15 protein-coding genes and 1 riboswitch are annotated in these 17851 nt (G+C 72.6%); of the genes, 10 read left to right on the forward strand and 5 right to left on the reverse strand.

Annotated elements, in window-relative coordinates; genetic code table 11:
* Positions 1–8 precede the first annotated feature (8 nt).
* Both L3i22_RS45515 and L3i22_RS45520 read left to right on the forward strand, forming a co-directional pair.
* Positions 9–656 (forward strand): response regulator transcription factor, encoded by a 648-nt coding sequence (locus L3i22_RS45515; protein ID WP_221323629.1) that lies wholly within the window; start codon positions 9–11, stop codon positions 654–656.
* A 113-nt stretch (positions 657–769) separates the two neighbouring features.
* Entirely contained in the window at positions 770–3484 is a 2715-nt protein-coding gene (locus tag L3i22_RS45520) for a bifunctional diguanylate cyclase/phosphodiesterase (RefSeq protein WP_255657643.1), read from the forward strand.
* On the opposite strand, the gene L3i22_RS45525 is transcribed toward L3i22_RS45520, so the two are convergent.
* Positions 3397–3903 (reverse strand): DUF2809 domain-containing protein, encoded by a 507-nt coding sequence (locus L3i22_RS45525; RefSeq protein WP_221323631.1) that lies wholly within the window; start codon positions 3901–3903, stop codon positions 3397–3399. The genes L3i22_RS45520 and L3i22_RS45525 overlap by 88 nt on opposite strands.
* Complete coding sequence (locus tag L3i22_RS45530) at positions 3900–4334, reverse strand: TIGR03618 family F420-dependent PPOX class oxidoreductase (protein WP_221323632.1); 435 nt, start codon at positions 4332–4334, stop codon at positions 3900–3902. Before L3i22_RS45530 ends, L3i22_RS45525 begins: the two co-directional genes overlap by 4 nt.
* Positions 4335–4370: 36 nt before the next feature.
* Between L3i22_RS45530 and L3i22_RS45535 the strand changes: the two genes are divergently transcribed.
* Positions 4371–5282: a TIGR03619 family F420-dependent LLM class oxidoreductase gene (locus L3i22_RS45535; RefSeq protein WP_221323633.1), complete on the forward strand. Its 912-nt coding sequence runs from the start codon at positions 4371–4373 to the stop codon at positions 5280–5282.
* Positions 5283–5295: 13 nt separating this feature from the next.
* Positions 5296–5934 (forward strand): carbohydrate-binding protein, encoded by a 639-nt coding sequence (locus L3i22_RS45540; protein ID WP_221323634.1) that lies wholly within the window; start codon positions 5296–5298, stop codon positions 5932–5934.
* Here L3i22_RS45540 and L3i22_RS45545 read toward each other — a convergent pair.
* Complete coding sequence (locus L3i22_RS45545; RefSeq protein WP_221323635.1) at positions 5931–6332, reverse strand: Hsp20/alpha crystallin family protein; 402 nt, start codon at positions 6330–6332, stop codon at positions 5931–5933. The genes L3i22_RS45540 and L3i22_RS45545 overlap by 4 nt on opposite strands.
* Before the next feature lie 297 nt (positions 6333–6629).
* Here L3i22_RS45545 and dinB point away from each other — a divergent pair, with 297 nt between their 5' ends.
* A complete protein-coding gene (gene dinB / locus L3i22_RS45550; protein WP_221323636.1) occupies positions 6630–7805 on the forward strand; it encodes a DNA polymerase IV in 1176 nt (391 codons plus the stop codon).
* A 140-nt stretch (positions 7806–7945) separates the two neighbouring features.
* Positions 7946–8698 (forward strand): precorrin-6A synthase (deacetylating), encoded by a 753-nt coding sequence (cobF, locus tag L3i22_RS45555; RefSeq protein WP_221323637.1) that lies wholly within the window; start codon positions 7946–7948, stop codon positions 8696–8698.
* A gap of 167 nt (positions 8699–8865) precedes the next feature.
* Here cobF and L3i22_RS45560 read toward each other — a convergent pair whose 3' ends face one another.
* Positions 8866–9702, reverse strand: a complete 837-nt coding sequence (locus L3i22_RS45560; RefSeq protein WP_221323638.1) for a sigma-70 family RNA polymerase sigma factor — start codon at positions 9700–9702, stop codon at positions 8866–8868.
* An 82-nt stretch (positions 9703–9784) separates the two neighbouring features.
* Here L3i22_RS45560 and L3i22_RS45565 point away from each other — a divergent pair, with 82 nt between their 5' ends.
* Positions 9785–10243, forward strand: a complete 459-nt coding sequence (locus L3i22_RS45565) for a carboxymuconolactone decarboxylase family protein (RefSeq protein WP_221323639.1) — start codon at positions 9785–9787, stop codon at positions 10241–10243.
* Here L3i22_RS45565 and cobN read toward each other — a convergent pair.
* Positions 10240–13779: a cobaltochelatase subunit CobN gene (gene cobN / locus L3i22_RS45570; RefSeq protein WP_221323640.1), complete on the reverse strand. Its 3540-nt coding sequence runs from the start codon at positions 13777–13779 to the stop codon at positions 10240–10242. The genes L3i22_RS45565 and cobN overlap by 4 nt on opposite strands.
* Positions 13780–13835: 56 nt before the next feature.
* A riboswitch (cobalamin riboswitch) is annotated at positions 13836–13917 on the reverse strand.
* 271 nt (positions 13918–14188) lie between these two features.
* Between cobN and L3i22_RS45575 the strand changes: the two genes are divergently transcribed.
* The 3 genes from L3i22_RS45575 to L3i22_RS45585 are packed head-to-tail and all read left to right on the forward strand — an operon-like array spanning position 14189 to position 17772.
* Positions 14189–15592 (forward strand): precorrin-3B synthase, encoded by a 1404-nt coding sequence (locus L3i22_RS45575; RefSeq protein ID WP_221323641.1) that lies wholly within the window; start codon positions 14189–14191, stop codon positions 15590–15592.
* The gene (locus tag L3i22_RS45580) at positions 15589–16209 is read left to right on the forward strand and encodes a precorrin-8X methylmutase (RefSeq protein WP_370644577.1); all 621 of its coding nucleotides are present in this window, start codon (positions 15589–15591) and stop codon (positions 16207–16209) included. The genes L3i22_RS45575 and L3i22_RS45580 overlap by 4 nt, the downstream gene beginning before the upstream one ends.
* A gap of 45 nt (positions 16210–16254) precedes the next feature.
* Positions 16255–17772 carry a precorrin-2 C(20)-methyltransferase gene (locus L3i22_RS45585; protein WP_221323643.1) on the forward strand — a complete coding sequence of 506 codons (1518 nt, stop codon included), beginning with the start codon at positions 16255–16257 and terminating at the stop codon, positions 17770–17772.
* Positions 17773–17851: the final 79 nt, after the last annotated feature.

Consider the following 17851-nt stretch of genomic DNA (forward strand, 5'->3'; position numbering starts at 1 on the left):
GAAGTCACATGCCGATCACCGTGCTTCTCGCCGACGACCAGCAACTGGTCCGGGCCGGGTTCCGCAGCCTGCTGCGCCGCGCCAAGGACATCGAGGTGGTCGGCGAGGCCTCGACCGGCGACGAGGCCGTCCGCACCGCCCGCGCCCTGCGCCCGGACGTCATCCTGATGGACATCCGCATGCCGGGCCTCGACGGCATCGCCGCCACCCGGGCGATCCTGGCCGAGAACCCGGCGCCGCGGGTCGTCATCCTGACCACCTTCGAGACCGACGAGTACGTCTTCGCCGCGCTCGCGGCCGGCGCCAGCGGCTTCCTCACCAAGGAGATCGACCCCGAGGGCCTGCGCACGGCGGTCCGGGTGGTGGCCGCCGGCGACGCCCTGCTGTCCCCGAGCGTCACCCGCCGGGTGGTCGGCCAGTTCGCGCACCGCCCGGTCCCGGCCACCCCGAAGCGGGACCGGCCGGCCGTGCTCACCGACCGCGAGCGCGAGGTGGTGAGGCTGGTCGCCACCGGCCTGTCGAACAACGAGATCGCGGCCGAACTGGTGATCAGCCCGCTGACCGCGAAGACCCACATCACCCGCTCGATCGCCAAGCTGGGCGTCCGGGACCGGGTCCAGCTGGTGATCGTCGCCTACGAGGACGGCCTGGTGTAACCGCATTGCACCCGCCCGCTTCCTAATACCGGCACTCCGCGGCCCGATGTCCCGTTCGATCACAATCCGAGGGCGGAGGCGTCGAGATGACTATCGACAACGCGGAGGGACCGGTGGACATTCGCCGTTGGCTCCGGGTCTGCATCGCCGTCGCTTCGGTTCTCACCGTTCTCGCCGTACTGATCGGCGCAGAGGTAGGCGGTCCCGACATCGCTAACGACATCTCCACCTGGGCGCTGACCGCCCTTCCGATCGCGGCGGCCGGCACCTGCCTGTGGCGTAGCCGCCGCTACTCCGGCCGGCACCGCTGGGGCTGGGCGGTCCTCGGCGCCGGCGTGCTGAGCTGGGGCGCCGGTCAGGCGTACACCCTCGCGCAGTACTACCCGCACGGCGGTGACCTGCCGGTCCCGTCCTGGGCCGACGCCGGCTACCTCGGCATGATGCTGCTCATCCCGCTGGGTCTGCTGATCCTGCCGAGCACGTCGCAGCCGCTGGCCAACCGGGCCCGCAGCGTCCTCGACGGGATGCTGGTGGCCGCCTCACTCGTGCTGGTCAGCTGGGTGCTCGTGGTCGATCCGCGGATCGACACGAACGACGCGGGGATCGGCTTCTACCTGACCCTCCTCTACCCGCTCGGTGACATCGTGATGGTCACCATGATCGGGTTCATGCTGCCGCAGCGGCGGGCGCTGTTCCGCTGCTCGGCGGACCTGATGTTCTTCGGCATCGGGGTGGCCGGCTTCGCGATCTCGGACATCGGCTACGCGTACCTCGGCATGGTCCACGACTACCAGTCCGGTTCGATCGTCGATCTCGGCTGGATCCTCGGCTTCTGCATGATCATCATCGGGGCCGCCCGGCCGAAGGACGCCGAGCCGCTGAAGAGCGAGTTCGGGCAGCGGATGCGGATGGGCGCGGTGATGCTGCCGTACGTCGCGGTCGGCGCCGCCCTGGTCGTCAGCGCGATGTTCCACCTGGTGACCGGGCACAGCACGCCGTTCGTCGCGTGGACCCGCTCGGTGCTGATCCTGCTGCTGATCGGGCGCCAGGTGCTCACGCTCCTGGAGAACCGGGACCTGACCCGCACCCTGGAGGACCGGGTGGAGCGCCGGACGGCCGAGCTCTACGCCCGGGAGCAGCAGTTCCACGCGCTGATCCGGCACAGCTCGGACGTCGTCACGGTGATCGACGCGAACGGCGTGGTGACCTTCCAGAGCGAGTCGATGCTGCGGGTGTTCGGCTACCCGTCCGAGGTGTTCGTCGGGCGGCACTACACCGAGCTGCTCGCCCCCGAGGTGACGATCCGGCTGGCCCAGGCGATGCGGCAGGTCGCGGTCCGGCCGTACGCCTCGGTCACGCTCGAGGTCGTCCACACCCACCAGGACGGCCGGCAGCGCCCGTCCGAGATGATCGTCACGAACCTGGTCGAGGACCCGCACGTGGGCGGCTTCGTGCTGAACACCCGGGACATCAGCGAGCGCAAGGAGCTGCAGGAGCAGCTGGTCCACGAGGCGTACCACGACTCGCTGACCCAGCTCGCGAACCGGGCGCTGTTCCGCGAGCGGACCGCCGCCGCGCTGGCGCGGACCACCGACCTGACCGTGCTGCACCTGGACCTGGACGGCTTCAAGCGGGTCAACGACAGCCTCGGCCACCTGGCCGGCGACCAGCTGCTGGTGCAGATCGCCGACCGGATCAAGGGCTGTGTGCGGGGCGAGGACCTGGTCGCCCGGTTCGGCGCCGACGAGTTCGCCGTGCTGATCGAGGCGGCGGCCGGCGAGGAGGCCGAGTTCGTGGCCCGCCGCATCCTGGACGACCTGGACCTCCCGGTCGAGGTCGGCGCCCGGAGCATCCACGTCCGGGCGAGCATCGGCCTGGCCCAGGCCGCGCTGCTGGACGAGGAGGACGAGGACCGCGCCGAGCAGCTGCTGCGCAACGCCGACCTGGCCATGCACCACGCCAAGGCGGCCGGCGGCAGCGCCTTCACCAGCTACCGCACGCAGATGCGGGACGGCCTGCTGGAGCGCCTGGAGCTGGAGAACGACCTGCGCGCCGCGCTGGAGCACGGCGACCTGCGCCTGCACTACCAGCCCACCGTCGACCTGGACACCAGCCAGGTGGTCGGCTTCGAGGCCCTGGTCCGCTGGATGCACCCGACCCGCGGCATGATCAACCCGCTGGACTTCATCCCGCTGGCCGAGGCGACCGGCCTGATCGTGCCGCTCGGCCGCTGGGTCCTGCACGAGGCGTGCCGCCAGGCGGTCGAGTGGAGCAACGCGGCCGGCGGCCGTCCGCTGAAGATGTCGGTCAACGTCTCGGTCCGCCAGTTCGACCAGTCCGACTTCACCGAGACCGTGCTGGCCGTGCTCGCCGAGACCGGCATGCCGGCCGACCAGCTCTGCCTGGAGATGACCGAGTCGGTGCTGATGACCGACACCGAGGCCAACCTGGAGCAGCTGGTCCGGCTCAAGGCGCTCGGCCTCACGCTGGCCATCGACGACTTCGGCACGGGTTACTCGTCACTCGCCTACCTGCGGCGCTTCCCGGTCGACACGCTCAAGATCGACCGGTCGTTCGTCGAGCGCCTCGGCATCCTGGCCGGGGACGGGGACACCGCGCTGACCGACACCATCGTCCGGCTCGGCAAGAGCCTCGGGATGGCCACGGTGGCCGAGGGCATCGAGGAGTTCGGGCAGCTGGCGGCGCTGCGGGAGATGGGCTGCGGGTTCGCCCAGGGCTACTACTTCTCCCGGCCGGTGCCGGCCGCCGACGCCGGCCGGCTCTTCTTGGAAGGCGCGGACACCGCGATGGAGACCTCCGCCGGGTAACTCGCGGTCCCGGCGGCGTCGCGGTTGTGCACTGCCCCTTTGGTACGGCGAAGCCGGCCCAGAAACGCAGCGGCAACCGCGACGCCGACCAGGTACCAGCCCAGATCCGCCGGGTCGAAGCTCACGCCGAGCACCAGCCGAGCCACCACACTGCGCGCCGAAAGCTCCGCGGGCACGCCGGTGAGCTGCAGGAACTCGACCGCCCAGCACCAGCCCGCGGCGAGCAGCGCCACCCACCGGACGGCCAGCCGCGGCCACAGCACGAGCACCCCGCAGAAGACCCCGGCGGCGTACAGCGCGGTGCCGCTGGCCTGCTCGACCAGCCCACTGCTGAGCAACGGGCTGCCGGTCAGCAGCCGGACGCCGAACGCCAGCAGCACACACCCGGCCGCCGAGCCGAGCGCGACCAGCCGGATCACGGATAGACGCGGGTGGGCCGGATCAGCACCGCGGTCCGTCCCTCGGCGACCATCGCGCGGTCGTACCCGTCCCAGTCGTCGTGGGTCCCACCGGCGGCGGTGAAGATCTCGCGGAGCAGCAGGCGCAGGCGCTCCGGGTCGAGCCACGGCTGCGGGTCGTGCGGGCCGGCCAGTTGGGCGCGGCCCTCGACGGTCGCGTAGCGCCAGCCGCTGCGGAACGCCACCGCCAGGTCCGGCCGCTCCCGCAGGTTGCGGAGCTTGACCGGGCCGTAGGTGACGAAGGCCAGCACCCGCTCGCCACCCTCCGGATGATCGATCAGTCCGGTGTTGACCAGGCTGGACTGAACGGTGTGGTCGGCCCGCGCGGTGGAGACGATGGCCAGGCCGGTCTCGGCCCGGCTCAGCTCCCAGGCATCGGCAAGTGTGGTCACCCGGCCCAACCTACCGGCAGCAACTAGCCTGATTCCATGCTGATCAGTTTCGGTTGCCCGGTCTCCGGCGCCTGGGCGCGCCCGGAGGTCCTGACGTCGATCGCCCGCCGGGCCGAGGAGCTGGGCTATCACGGGCTGTGGGCGTTCCAGCGGCTGCTCGTCGGCCGCGATCAGGACCTGGCGCCGATCTATCAGAGCGTGCTCGACCCGATCGTCGCGCTGACCTGGGCCGGCGCGGCCACGTCCCGGATCCGGCTGGGCGTCTCGGTGCTCAACCTGCCCTACGTGGCCCCGGCCTACCTGGCGAAACAGGTCGGCACGCTGGACCGGCTCACCGGCGGCCGGTTCGACCTGGGGCTGGGCACCGGCTGGTCGGAGCCGGAGTTCGTGGCCACCGGGTCCGACCCGAAGCCGCGCGGCCGCCGGACCGAGGAGTACCTCGCGGCGCTGCGGACCCTGTTCGCCGACGGCGAGGCCGAGTTCGCCGGGGACTTCTACCGGGTGCCACCGAGCCGGATGCGACCGCTCCCGGCGCAGGCCGGCGGGCCGCCGATCCTGCTCGGCGGGACCGCGGAGGTCGCGCTGCGGCGGGCCGGGCGGCTGACCGCCGGCTGGGTGAGCAGCAGCCGCGCGAGCCTGGCGGACATCGAGCACGGTGCGCGGGTGTTCCGGGCGGCAGCGGCCACCGCCGGGAAGAATCCGGACGACGTACGGATCGTGGTCCGCGCCGTCACGCAGCCGGGCGACCGGGATCCGGCGGTCCCGCTGTCCGGCTCGTGGGCGGACATCCGGGCCGGCGCGCGACGCTACGCGGAAGCCGGCGCGACCGAGCTGTTCTACGAGCCGAACTGGGATCCGCGGATCGGCGGCCCGGACGCGGATCCGCAGCTCGCGAGCGAGTTGGGGGCCGAGATGATCGAGGCCCTGGCCCCGGGGGAAAACGGCTGACTACCCTTGCCGGGTGGATCAGCGAACTCCGACCGTCTACCGCACCCGTTCCTGGAAGAACCGGAACCGGGCATTGATCGCCCTGGCGGGTCTCGCCCTGCTGCTGGCCGGCTACGGCATCGGCCGCTGGCAGGACACGCCGTCCTCGGCCTCGGCCGCGGCCGCCGAGCAGTCCGCGGCGCCGTCCGAGGTCCCGTCGTCGGCCCCGGCGCCGACCGAGGCGGCCCCGACCACGCCGCCCCCGACCCCGGTCAAGTACCAGGTGCTGCAGGCCGAGTCGGCCAACGAGCTGACCGGCATCCAGGCGCAGGACACCGAGGACCAGGGCGGCGGGCAGAACGTCGGCTGGATCAACCGCGGCGACCACCTGCGGTTCGACAACTTCGTCTTCGGTGACGTGCCGGCGACCAAGGCCAAGTTCCGGGTCGCGTCCGCCGCCGGGGTGTCCGGCCGGGTGCAGGTCCGGCTGGACGCCCCGGACGCCGACCCGGTCGGTGAGCTCTCGGTGAGCAACACCGGCGGGTGGCAGACCTGGCGGACCGACGTGGCGGCGCTGACCCCGGTGACCGGGACGCACACCGTCTACCTCACATTCACCGCGACGGACGACAGCGAGTTCATGAACATCAACTGGATCCAGTTCGACCACTAGACGGCCGCGGCGACCTCGATCTTGCGGGGCTTGCGCTCCTCCAGGACCGGGATGCTGAGCGTGAGCACGCCCTTGTCGTACCGGGCCTCCAGCCGGTCGGTGTCCAGCTTGTCGGAGAGCTGGACCTGCCGGCTGAACACGCCCACCGGGCGCTCGGCGATCACGTAGCGGACGTCCTCGCCCTCGGCGCGGGTACGCTGCGCGCGGACCTTCAGCACCTTGCCGTCGACGGTGATGTCGATCGACGCCGCGTCCACGCCGGGCAGGTCGATGTCGATGAAGAAGGTGTCGTTCTCCCGATACGCATCGAGGCGCGCGCCCGCGGTCCGGGTCGAGCTCTCGACGACCCGGGCGGTGAGGCGCTCGAGGTCGCGTACGGTCGGGGTGCTGAGCAACATGGGTGGTTCCTCGTTCCTTACTTGAGCGTGGGTGACTCAACTCTAGAAAACCGGGATTCCCGCTTCGCGATTCCCGCCCGGAATGTGATCGCGGATACCACCCGAGGCCCAAAAACCTTGCCCCCTCGGCTTTCACGCGTGGAGCACCCCGGTCTCGCCCTCGGCACAGCTCCCTTCGGGAGCTCAACACCAAACCGCCTATTGGGTACGGACGGAGCAACGCCCCACCAGGACGTTTTCCACAGATCGCCGGTCCGGGCCCGCACTTCATCGAACATATGTACTAGACTCGGCGGCGTGATCCTGCATGCCGACCTGGACTCGTTCTACGCGTCGGTCGAGCAGCGCGACGACCCCGCGCTGCGCGGCCGGCCGGTCCTGGTCGGCGGCGGGGTGGTGCTGGCCGCCTCCTACGAGGCGAAGGCCTTCGGCGTGCGGACTCCGATGAGCCTGTCCCAGGCCCGCGCACTCTGCCCGCACGCCGTGGTGGTCCCGCCGCGGATGGCGGCCTACTCGGCCGCCAGCAAGGCGGTCTTCGCGGTGTTCCACGACACCACGCCGATCGTCGAGCCGATCTCCATCGACGAGGCGTTCCTCGAGGTGGACGGCCTGCGCCGGATCAGCGGGACAGCCGAGGAGATCGCCCGCCGGCTCCGCGCCGAGGTGCGCTCCCGGACCGGGCTGCCGATCACCGTCGGCGTGGCCGGCACCAAGTTCCTGGCCAAGGTGGCCAGCGGCGCCGGCAAGCCGGACGGGCTGCTGGTCGTCCCGCCCGGCGGCGAGCTGGCGTTCCTGCACCCGCTGCCGGTGGAGAAACTCTGGGGCGTCGGCCCGAAAACCGCGGCCCGGCTCCGCGAGCGGCAGATCCGCACGGTCGGGCACGTCGCCCGGGTCGGCGAGGCCGCCCTGGTCGCGATGCTCGGCGCGCACGCCGGGCGGCACCTGCACGCGCTCGCGCACAACCACGACCCGCGCCGGGTGACGACCGGCGGGCGGCGCGGGTCGATCGGGGCGCAGTGCGCGCTGGGTCGCGGGCAGCGGTCGTTCGACGAGGTGGAGGCGGTGCTCGCGGCGCTGGTCGACCGGGTCACGCACCGGATGCGCGGGGCGCACCGGGCCGGGCGGACGGTGACGTTGCGGCTGCGGTTCGACGACTTCGAGCGGGTGACCCGCTCCCGCAGCCTGGTGAAGGCGACGATGCGGACCGGGGCGGTCCTGCGGACCTCGGTCGAGCTGCTGCGGGAGGCGCGGCCGCTGATCGAGCAGCGAGGGCTGACCCTGGTCGGTGTCGCGGTCAGCAATCTGGACGGGGACGGGGCCGTGCAGATGGAGCTTCCGTTCGAGCCGCCCCGGCAGGACGGGCTGGACGCGGCGGTCGATCGGGTGCGGGATCGGTTCGGGGCGCTCGCGCTGCGCCGGGCCGACATGCTGGGGCGCGAGATGCACCCCTCGGTCCCGATCCTGCCGGACTGACCTTCACCCCGACGCCGCTTTCCCCGCGCCCCGGCTTTGGGCCGCTCGCCGCAGCCGCTTCGCCGCGCGCTGGACTTGGGCGCTCGGCGCGGGCCGGTGCCGCTCATGGCCGGGCGGGGGCGGTGCGGCAGACTCAGGGGGTGCGGAAGATCTACGTGATCGGGATCGGTGCTGGCGACCCGGACCATCTGACCCTGCAGGCGGCCAAGGCGATCGGCCGGACCAACGTGTTCTTCCTGCTGGACAAGGGCGAGACCAAGCAGAGCCTGATCGACCTGCGGGAGCGGATCATCCGGGCCTACTCGGGCCCGAGCCGGCGGATGGTCGAGGGCCGCGACCCGGAGCGGGACCGCACCCCGGCCGACTACACCGGCACGATCGCGGACTGGCGGACCCGGCGCTCCCAGGTGATCGAGGACCTGATCAGCGAGAACCTGAAGGACGACCAGATCGGCGCGTTCCTGGTCTGGGGCGATCCGGCGCTCTACGACTCGACGATCGCGATCCTGGAGGAGATCCTCGAACGAGGGGCGACCACCTTCGAGTACGAGGTCATCCCCGGCATCAGCAGCGTGTCCGCACTCGCCGCGAAGCACCGGATCGGGCTGAACCGGGTCGGCAGTCCGTTCCAGATCACCACCGGGCGCCGCCTGGCCGAGGAGTGGCCGGACGGTGTCGACGACGTGGTGGTGATGCTCGACGCCCAGCAGGCGTTCACCCGGTACCCGGACGCGGACATCTACTGGGGTGCCTACCTCGGCACCGAGGACGAGTTGCTCGCCTCGGGCCGGGTCGAGGACGTGGCCGACGAGATCGTCGCGACCCGCGCCGCCGCCCGCGACCAGCACGGCTGGATCATGGACACCTACCTGCTCCGCCGCCGCCCCGACTAGCCGGCAAAGCACCGGCCGGAGCCGGAGCCGGGACCAAGCGCCGGAGCCAGAGCCGGAACCAGGGCCGGGGCCGGAGCCGAAGCCAGGGCCGGGGCCGGAGGGCGGCGCGCCTCGCGGCCTCGGCTGCCCGACCCGCCCGGAACAGCCGTGAGCACCAGCCGGGGTGGCTAGTTGAGCAGCTCGATGGTGAGCGAGTCGGCCGGGTCGGTGATCGCGTCGATGGCGATGATCCGGTCGCCGGCGACCGTGAAGCAGAGCGCGATCGTGGTCCCGAACGGCGTGTGCACCACCGCGCCGGCCGTCCCGTCGATCGTCGCCGGCATCGCGCCCGTGGCCCGCCCGGCGAAGAACCGCGCCGCCCGCTCCGCCCCGGACCCGGCGCCGAGCCGCGCCCCGGCCTCGTCCATCCGCAGCACGACGTCCGGGTCGAGCAGTTCGAGCAGCCCGGCGACGTCACCACCACGCGCCGCGGTCAGGAACGCGTCGACGATCTGCCGCTGCCGGGCGAAGTCGGCCGCGCCCGCCGGCGAGCCGCCGTGCACCCGGCGCCGGGCCCGGCTGGCGAGCTGCCGCGCGGCGGCCGGGCTGCGCCCCACCACCACGGCGATCTCGTCGAAGGCGACCGCGAACAGGTCGTGCAGCACGAACGCGAGGCGCTCGGCGGGCGTCAGGGTGTCCAGCACGACCAGCAGCGCCGCCCCGACCGAGTCGGCCAGCAGCGCCTCCCGTTCCGGGTCGGCGGCCGCCGGGTCCTCGGCGGGAACCGGCGGGTCCTCGCGCCGGGCCGCCCGGGAGCGCAGCATGTCCAGGCAGACCCGGCCGATCACGGTGGTCAGCCAGGCGGGCAGGTTGTCGACCGACTCGCCGCCGGTCCGGCTCAGCCGCAGCCAGGTCTCCTGCACCGCGTCGTCCGCCTCGGCGGCCGAGCCCAGCATCCGGTGCGCCAGCGCGCGCAGCCGGGCCCGGTTCGCCTCGAACTCGGCGACCAGAAGTTCGTCACTCATCGCGTCCCCCTGTCACATCCGCGCGATTCGGCGCGTCACATGCCCGACGGAGCAACACCGACGGATGTGACAGGAGACGATCATGGGAGCACGCCTCACCGCCGCGACCGGTCCGCAGGACGATGTGGTCAAGGCGGTCAACCTGCTCTACAAGTCGGCGCACTCGGCCGGGGTGCCGAGCGCCGTGCTGGAGTTGGTACACCTGCGGGCCAGCCAGATCAACGGCTGCGGCCCGTGTGTCGACGCGGGCGCGAAGAGCCTGCGCAAGGCCGGCGAGACCGACGACCGGCTGTTCGCGGTGCCGGTGTGGCGCGAGACGCCGTACTTCACCGACCCGGAACGGGCCGCGCTCGCCCTGGCCGAGTACGCGACCCGGCTCGCCGACCGCCCCGACCCGGTGCCGGACCCGATCTGGGACGAGGCCGCGAAGCACTTCACCGAGGAGCAGCTGGGGGCGATCGTGCTGTGGATCGCCACCAGCAACTTCTTCAACCGGATCAACGTGACCACCAAGCAGCAGGCCCCGATGAGCTGGGGCTAAGCCGGACCATCCTCCAGATCGCCCTCGGTCTCGAGGTAGAGCTGCTGGAGCGCGGTCAGGGTGTCCGGCGACGGGGAGTCCCAGAGCTTGCGCTCGGCCGCCTCCAGCAGGCGCTCGGTGATGCCGTGCAGCGCCCACGGGTTCGACCGCTTCATGAACTCCTGGTTCTCCGCGTCCAGCGCGTAGGTCGCGGCGACCTGCTCGTACATCCAGTCGGTGACGACACCGGCGGTCGCGTCGTACCCGAAGAGGTAGTCGACCGTCGCGGCCAGTTCGAAGGCGCCCTTGTAGCCGTGCCGGCGCATCGCGGCGATCCAGCGCGGGTTGACCACCCGGGCGCGGAAGATCCGCGCGGTCTCCTCGGTCAGGCTGCGGGTCCGCGTCGCGTCCGGGTTGGTGGAATCACCGATGTACGCGGCCGGCGCCTTCCCGGTCAGCGCCCGCACCGTGGCGATCATGCCGCCGTGGTACTGGAAGTAGTCGTCCGAGTCCATGATGTCGTGCTCGCGGGTGTCGATGTTCTTCGCCGCGATGTCCATCCGCCGGTACGCGTTCTCCATGTCCGCGCGGGCCGGCACCCCGTCCAGGTCCCGCCCGTAGGCGAAGCCGCCCCACACCGCGTACACCTCGGCCAGGTCGGCGTCGTCGCGCCAGTTCCGGCTGTCGAGCAAAGGCAGAATTCCCGCGCCGTACGCCCCGGGCCGGGACCCGAAGATCCGCATGGTGGCGCGCCGCCAGTCACCGTGCTCGCCCTGGTCGCGCAGCGCGTGCTCGCGGACGTAGTTGTCCGGCTCGTCGAGCGCCGCGACCAGCGTGAACGCGTCGTCGAGCATCGCCACGACATGCGGGAACGCGTCCCGGAAGAAGCCGGAGATGCGGACCGTCACGTCGATCCGCGGGCGGTCGAGCTCCTCGCGCGTGATCGGCTCCAGGCCGGTGACCCGCCGGGACGCCGGGTCCCAGACCGGGCGGACCCCGATCAGCGCCAGGATCTCGGCGATGTCGTCGCCGGCGGTCCGCATCGCGCTGGTCCCCCACGCGGAGAGGCCGACCGATTTCGGCCACTCTCCGTAGTCCTTGCGGTAGCGGGCCAGCAGGGAGTCGGCCATTGCCTGGCCGGTCTCCCAGGCCAGGCTGCTGGGGATGGCCTTCGGGTCGACCGAGTAGAAGTTGCGCCCGGTCGGCAGCACGTTGATCAGGCCGCGCAGCGGGGAGCCGCTGGGGCCGGCCGGGACGTAGCCGCCGTCCAGCGCGTGCAGCACGTTGGTCAGCTCGTCGGTGGTCCGGGCGAGCCGGGGCACGACCTCGGTCGCGGCGAACTCCAGCACCCGCCGCACGTCGTCATTGTCCGAGATTTCCGACACATCGGACGGCCAGCCGGCCTCTTCCATCGCGATGATCAACGCGCGCGCCTCGGCCTCGATCGCGTCGGTCTCGGCCGTGGAAGCATCCTCGGCCAGGCCCAGCGCCTCCCGCAGACCCGGGAGCGCGGCGACCTGACCGGCCCACATCTGCCGGGCCCGGAGCATCGCCAGCACCAGGTTCACCCGGGCCTCGCCGGTCGGCGCCGCGCCCAGCACGTGCAGCCCGTCCCGGATCTGCACGTCCTTGACCTCGCACAGCCAGCCGTCGATGTGCATGATGAAGTCGTCGAACTGCTCGTCGTCGGGCCGGTCGGAGAGCCCCAGGTCGTGGTCCATCTTCGCGGCCTGGATCAGGGTCCAGATCTGCGCCCGGATGGCCGGCAGCTTCGCCGGGTCCAGCGCCGCGATGTTGGCGTGCTCGTCGAGCAGCTGCTCCAGGCGGGCGATGTCGCCGTAGGACTCGGCCCGGGCCATCGGCGGGATCAGGTGGTCGACCAGCGTGGCGTGCGCCCGGCGCTTCGCCTGCGTCCCCTCGCCCGGGTCGTTGACCAGGAACGGGTAGATCAGCGGCAGGTCGCCGAGGGCCGCGTCGGTGCCGTCCGAGGCGGACATGCCCACGTTCTTGCCGGGCAGCCACTCCAGGTTGCCGTGCTTGCCCACGTGCACCACGGCGTGCGCGCCGAACTCGTCGGCGACCCAGCGGTAGGCGGCCAGGTAGTGATGGCTCGGCGGCAGGTCCGGGTCGTGGTAGATGGCGACCGGGTTGGCCCCGAAACCACGCGGCGGCTGCACCATCACGACGATGTTCTCGTCCCGCAGCGCGGCGAGCACGATGTCGCCGTTGTCGGTGTACAGCTCGCCGGGCGGCGGGCCCCAGTGCTGGACGACGCTCTCCCGGAAATCCTCGGGAAGGGTCGCGAACCAGTTCTCGTAGCGGGCGCCCGCGATCCGCACCGGGTTGGCGGCCAGCTGCTCCTCGGTCAGCCAGTCCGGGTCCTGCCCGCCGGCCGCGATCAGGGTGTGGATCAGGCTGTCGCCGTCGTAGTCGGCGAAGGAACCGACCTGGTAGCCACGCTCCTTCAACGCGGCCAGCAGGGCGACCGTCGAGGCGGGCGTGTCCAGGCCGACCGCGTTGCCGATCCGCGCGTGCTTGGTCGGGTAGGCCGAGAGCATCAGCGCCACGCGGCGGGAAGCGGGCGGGATGTGCCGCAGACGCGCGTGGGCGGTCGCGATCCCGGCGACCCGGGCGGCGCGCTCGGGGTCCGCCACGTACACCGACAGGCCGTCGGGGTCGATCTCCTTGAACGAGAACGGGACCGTGATGATCCGCCCGTCGAACTCCGGGATCGCCACCTGGGTCGCCGCGTCCAGCGGGGACAGGCCGTCGGCGCTCGCCTCCCAGGTGGCGCGCGAGCTGGTCAGGCACAGGCCCTGCAGGATCGGGACGTCCAGATCGGCCAGGACGCCGACGTCCCACGCCTCGTCGTCGCCGCCGGCGCTCGCCGTGGCCGGACGGGTGCCGCCGGCCGCGAGCACCGTCACGACCAGGGCGTCCGCCGTGCGGAGCTCGGCGAGCAGGTCGGCCGGCGCCGTACGCAAAGAGGCAGTGAAAATGGGCAGCGCACGGGCGCCCTTGGCCTCGACGGCCTGGCACAACGCGTCGACGAACGCGGTGTTGCCGGCCATGTGGTGCGCGCGGTAATAGAGCACCGCGACGCTCGGGGCGGGCTCGGCGATCTCGGCCGCGGCGCGCGGCAGGATGCCCCACTGCGGGCTCTCCGTGGCCGGCGCGAACCCGTTGCCGGTGAGCAGCACGGTGTCGGAGAGGAAGTCGTGCAGCGCGGCGAGATTCTCCGCGCCGCCCTGCGCCAGGTAGAGGTGCGCGTCCGCGGCGATGCCGGCCGGGACCGAGGAGAGCTTCATCAGGTCCGCGTCCGGCAGCATCTCGCCGCCCAGGACCACCACCGGGATCTCCTGGCCGAGCAGCGCGTCCAGGCCCTCCTCCCAGGCCCGGCGGCCGCCGAGGATGCGGACCACGATCAGCTCGACCCCGGACAGCAGGGCCGGCAGGTCGTCGACCCCGGTGCGAGCCGGGTTGGCGAGCCGCCAGGCCGAGCCGCTGGCCCGGGCGCTGAGCAGGTCCGTGTCGGACGTCGACAGCAGCAGAAACACGCGTGCGCTCCCCCTCGGGGTCCGCGCCCCGGGTAGTTGACGAAGCACGGCGACCGGAGTTCCTGGCTCCCGGGCTCGGCTCGCCGGCCGAATCCGGTGACAGTGGCGGGACCGCGCCGGACTCGCACCGGCTTCCTCCGCGGCGTCGCCGCTCTCATTCACTTGTTCCGGCACACGCTACTGGACGCCCGGACCCGGCCGGGCCGCGATCCGAGTGCCATCGCCTGTGACGCCGCTGACGCCCCCCACGGGGTTGAGTCCGTCGCCTGTGACGCCGCTGACGCCCCTCGGGAGGTTGAGTCCGTCGCGTGTGACGTCGCTGACGAGCGGTGTGACGCCGCTGACGAAGTTGTGATGCTGCCGACCCGAGGATGCGGTCCGGTCGGAGGCCGCCCGTAGTATCCGGGCCGTGACGCACCTTCGGCAGTCGGACACCGACGCCTGCCCCGGCGCGCTGCGGTTGCACACCGCGGCGGACGGGTTGCTGGCGCGGGTCAGGCTGCCCGGCGGTCTGCTGAGCGGGGCCCAGCTGCGCTCGCTGCGCGAGCTCGCCGAGGCGTTCGGCGACGGGCGCCTGGAGCTGACCTCGCGGGCCAATCTGCAGCTCAGAGGCCTGCGGCAAGACCGGGCGGAGACCTTGGCGAGTCGCTTGCGCGCCGCCGGGCTGCTGCCGTCGCACACCCACGATTCGGTACGGAACATTGCCGCGCCCCCGCTGGCCGACGCGCGCCTGCGTCGCTGGGTCGGCGAGCTGGACGCGGCGATCTGCGCCGATCCGGAGCTGGCCGCCCTGCCGGGAAAGTTCCTCTTCGGGATCGGCCAGGTGCCCCTCGCCGCCGACGTCGCCGCGGTCCCGGTCGCCCTCTCCGGTGAGTTCGCCCTGCGGTTCGGCGGCCACGACACCGGCCTGCGGGTGGCGGCCGAGCGGGTGGTCGAGGCGCTGGTCACGGCTGGGCACGCGTTCCTGGCCGAGCGCTCGGCGCAGCGCGAGCCCGCCCCGCAGCCCTCCGCACAGCCCGAGCCCTCCCCACAGCGCGCGCCCTCCGCACAGCGCGAACCGGCAGCGCAGCCCGAGCCTTCAGCGCAGCGTGGCGGGTCTGCGTGGCGGCTGCGGGAGCTCGCTGACGGGCCGGCGCGGGTCTCGGCCCGGGTGGCGGCGGCGCTGGGCGTGACGCCGGTCGGCGTGCCGGCCGTGGCGGCGGTCGAGGTGGTGGAGCCCGGAGCACTGGTCGGCGTCGTGACCGGAAATGGTCACTTCGCTGCCGGGGCGTTGGTGCCGCTGGGGCGGCTCGAGGGCGTACAGGCGAAGGTTTTGGAGGACGCGGAGCGTCTGGTTGTCACGCCTTGGCGTGGGGTTCTGGTGCCGGATCTGGCCGAGGGCGCGGCAGCGGCCTGGACCGACCGGATGGCCGCGGCCGGGCTGGTGGTGACGGCTACCTCGCGGTGGAGCGGGGTGACCGCGTGCGCCGGCCGGCCCGGCTGCGCGAAATCCCTGGCGGACGTGCGTGCCGATGCCGACAGGGCGACCCGGTTCGGGGACGGGCTGCCGGTGCACTGGGTCGGTTGCGACCGAGCCTGCGGAAGCCCGTCGGGCCCCCACGTCCGGGTCGAGGCAACCGCCCCGGGCCAGGAAGCGGCGAGCGACGCGGGCCAGGACATGGCGAGCGACGCAGGCGCGGGCCGGGGCGCGGCGAACGGCGCGGGTTATGTGGTGACGCGGCGCGCGGCGGACGGCGCGGTGGTCGGGAACGGCGTGCTGTCCGGGACCGACCATGCGCTGGAGGAACTGGTGGCGGGGGCGAGGAGAGCCTGATGGAGTACGAACGGAACGGCGCGGAGATCTATCGACGATCGTTCGCCACCATCCGGGCCGAAGCGGATCTCGTCGGTCTGCCCGAGGACGTGGCGCGCGTCGTGGTCCGGATGATCCACGCCTGCGGGATGGTCGACCTGGTGCGCGACGTCCGGTTCAGCCCGGGCGTGGCGACCGCGGCCCGGAAGGCGCTGCTCGGCGGCGCCCCGATCCTGTGCGACGCGGAGATGGTCGCGTCCGGGGTGACCCGCGCCCGGCTGCCGGCCGGCAACGAGGTGATCTGCACGCTGCGCGACCCGTCCGTGCCGGGGATCGCCGCCCGGATCGGCAACACCCGCAGCGCGGCGGCGATGGACCTGTGGGGCGATCGGCTCGGCGGCGCGGTGGTGGCCATCGGGAACGCGCCGACCGCCCTGTTCCGGCTGCTGGAGATGATCGCGGCGGGGGCGCCGCGGCCGGCCGCCGTGCTGGGCATCCCGGTCGGCTTCATCGGGGCGGCGGAGTCCAAGGAGGCGCTCGCCGAGTCCGGCCTGGAGTACCTGATCGTGCGCGGGCGGCGGGGCGGCAGCGCGATGACGGCGGCCGCGGTGAACGCGCTCGCCACCGAGACCGAATAAGCGCCACCGAGACCGAACGAAGAACCGGAAAGCGAACCAGGACTTATGACGAACGACGTGGTTGCCGGGCGGCTCTACGGGGTCGGGCTCGGCCCCGGCGACCCGGAGCTGGTCACGGTCAAGGCCGCCCGGCTGATCGCGGCCGCCGACGTGGTGGCCTACCACGCGGCCCGGCACGGGCGGAGCAACGCCCGCGCGATCGCCGCCGGCTACCTGCGGGACGATCAGGTCGAGGAGGCGCTGATCTACCCGGTGACCACCGAGACCACCGACCATCCGGGCGGGTATCAGGGCGCGATCGACGAGTTCTACGAGCAGGCCGCGGCCCGTCTCGCCGCGCATCTGGACGCCGGCCGGGACGTGGTGGTGCTGGCCGAGGGCGACCCGTTCTTCTACGGGTCCTACATGCACATGCACAAGCGGCTCGCGCACCGCTACGAGACGACTGTCGTCCCCGGCGTCACGAGTGTCAGCGCCGCCTCCGCGGTGCTCGGCCGCCCGCTGATGGAGCGCGACGAGGTGCTCACCGTGCTGCCCGGCACGCTGCCGCCGGACGAGCTGGCCCGCCGGCTCGCGGCGACCGACTCGGCCGCCGTGATGAAGCTGGGCCGGACGTTCGAGGGGGTCCGGTCGGCGCTGGCGGCGGCCGGGCGGCTGGACGACGCGTTCTACGTGGAGCGCGCGACGATGGCCGCCGAGCGGGTCGGCCGGTTGTCCGAGATCGATCCGGCGACTGTGCCGTACTTCTCGCTGGCCCTGCTGCCCAGTCCGGCGGCGACGGCGTACCTCGAGGGCACCCCGCCACCGGCGCATGACGGCGGGGTGACCGTGATCGGGCTCGGCCCGGGCGCGTCCGGCTGGCTCACCCCGGAGGCGCGCGCGGCGCTGGCCGAGGCCGACGACGTGGTCGGTTATCAGACCTACGTGGACCGGGTGCCGGTCGACCCGCGGCAGGTCCGGCACGCCTCGGACAACAAGGTCGAGGCCGAGCGGGCCGCGTTCGCGCTGGATCTGGCGCGGCGGGGCCGGCGGGTGGCGGTGGTCTCGTCCGGTGACCCGGGCGTGTTCGCGATGGCCGCCGCCGTGCTGGAGGTCGCCGACGACCCGGAGTGGAAGGACGTGCCGATCCGGATCGTGCCGGGTCTGACCGCGGCCCAGGCGGTGGCGAGTCGCGCCGGCGCGCCGCTGGGTCACGACTTCTGCGTCATGTCCCTCTCCGACCGGCTGAAACCGTGGTCGATCATCGAGACCCGGCTGGCCGGCGCGGCCGCCGCGGACCTGGTCATCGCGATCTACAACCCGGCCTCGCAGACCCGCAAGGAGCAGCTGGTCCGGGCCCGCGAGGTGCTGCTCGAGCACCGCGACGCGGCCACCCCGGTGGTGGTCGGGCGGGACGTCGGCGGCCCGGCCGAGTCGGTGCGGATCACCACGCTCGGCGAGCTGGACCCGGCGACCGTCGACATGCGCTGCCTGCTGATCGTCGGCTCGTCCCAGACAAAGGCCGTGACCAGGGCAAACGGTCAGACAATCGTGTACACGCCGCGGCACTACCCGGTCGCATAGGCGTCGCACAGCGCTGGCTGAGCATCGACCACGCGGGCGGAAATGAATAGTCCGCTCCCGGATCGCACCACGGGGCAAC

The sequence above is a fragment of the Actinoplanes sp. L3-i22 genome (assembly GCF_019704555.1).
Lineage (GTDB): Bacteria > Actinomycetota > Actinomycetes > Mycobacteriales > Micromonosporaceae > Actinoplanes.

Excerpts from the sequence above, each read along its gene's own strand:
- L3i22_RS45515 (WP_221323629.1), top strand. The coding sequence starts at position 9 with ATGCCGATCACCGTGCTTCTCGCCGACGACCAGCAACTGGTCCGGGCC.
- L3i22_RS45535 (WP_221323633.1), top strand. The coding sequence starts at position 4,371 with ATGCTGATCAGTTTCGGTTGCCCGGTCTCCGGCGCCTGGGCGCGCCCG.
- L3i22_RS45545 (WP_221323635.1), bottom strand. The coding sequence starts at position 6,332 with ATGTTGCTCAGCACCCCGACCGTACGCGACCTCGAGCGCCTCACCGCC.
- L3i22_RS45560 (WP_221323638.1), bottom strand. The coding sequence starts at position 9,702 with ATGAGTGACGAACTTCTGGTCGCCGAGTTCGAGGCGAACCGGGCCCGG.
- L3i22_RS45565 (WP_221323639.1), top strand. The coding sequence starts at position 9,785 with ATGGGAGCACGCCTCACCGCCGCGACCGGTCCGCAGGACGATGTGGTC.
- L3i22_RS45585 (WP_221323643.1), top strand. The coding sequence starts at position 16,255 with ATGACGAACGACGTGGTTGCCGGGCGGCTCTACGGGGTCGGGCTCGGC.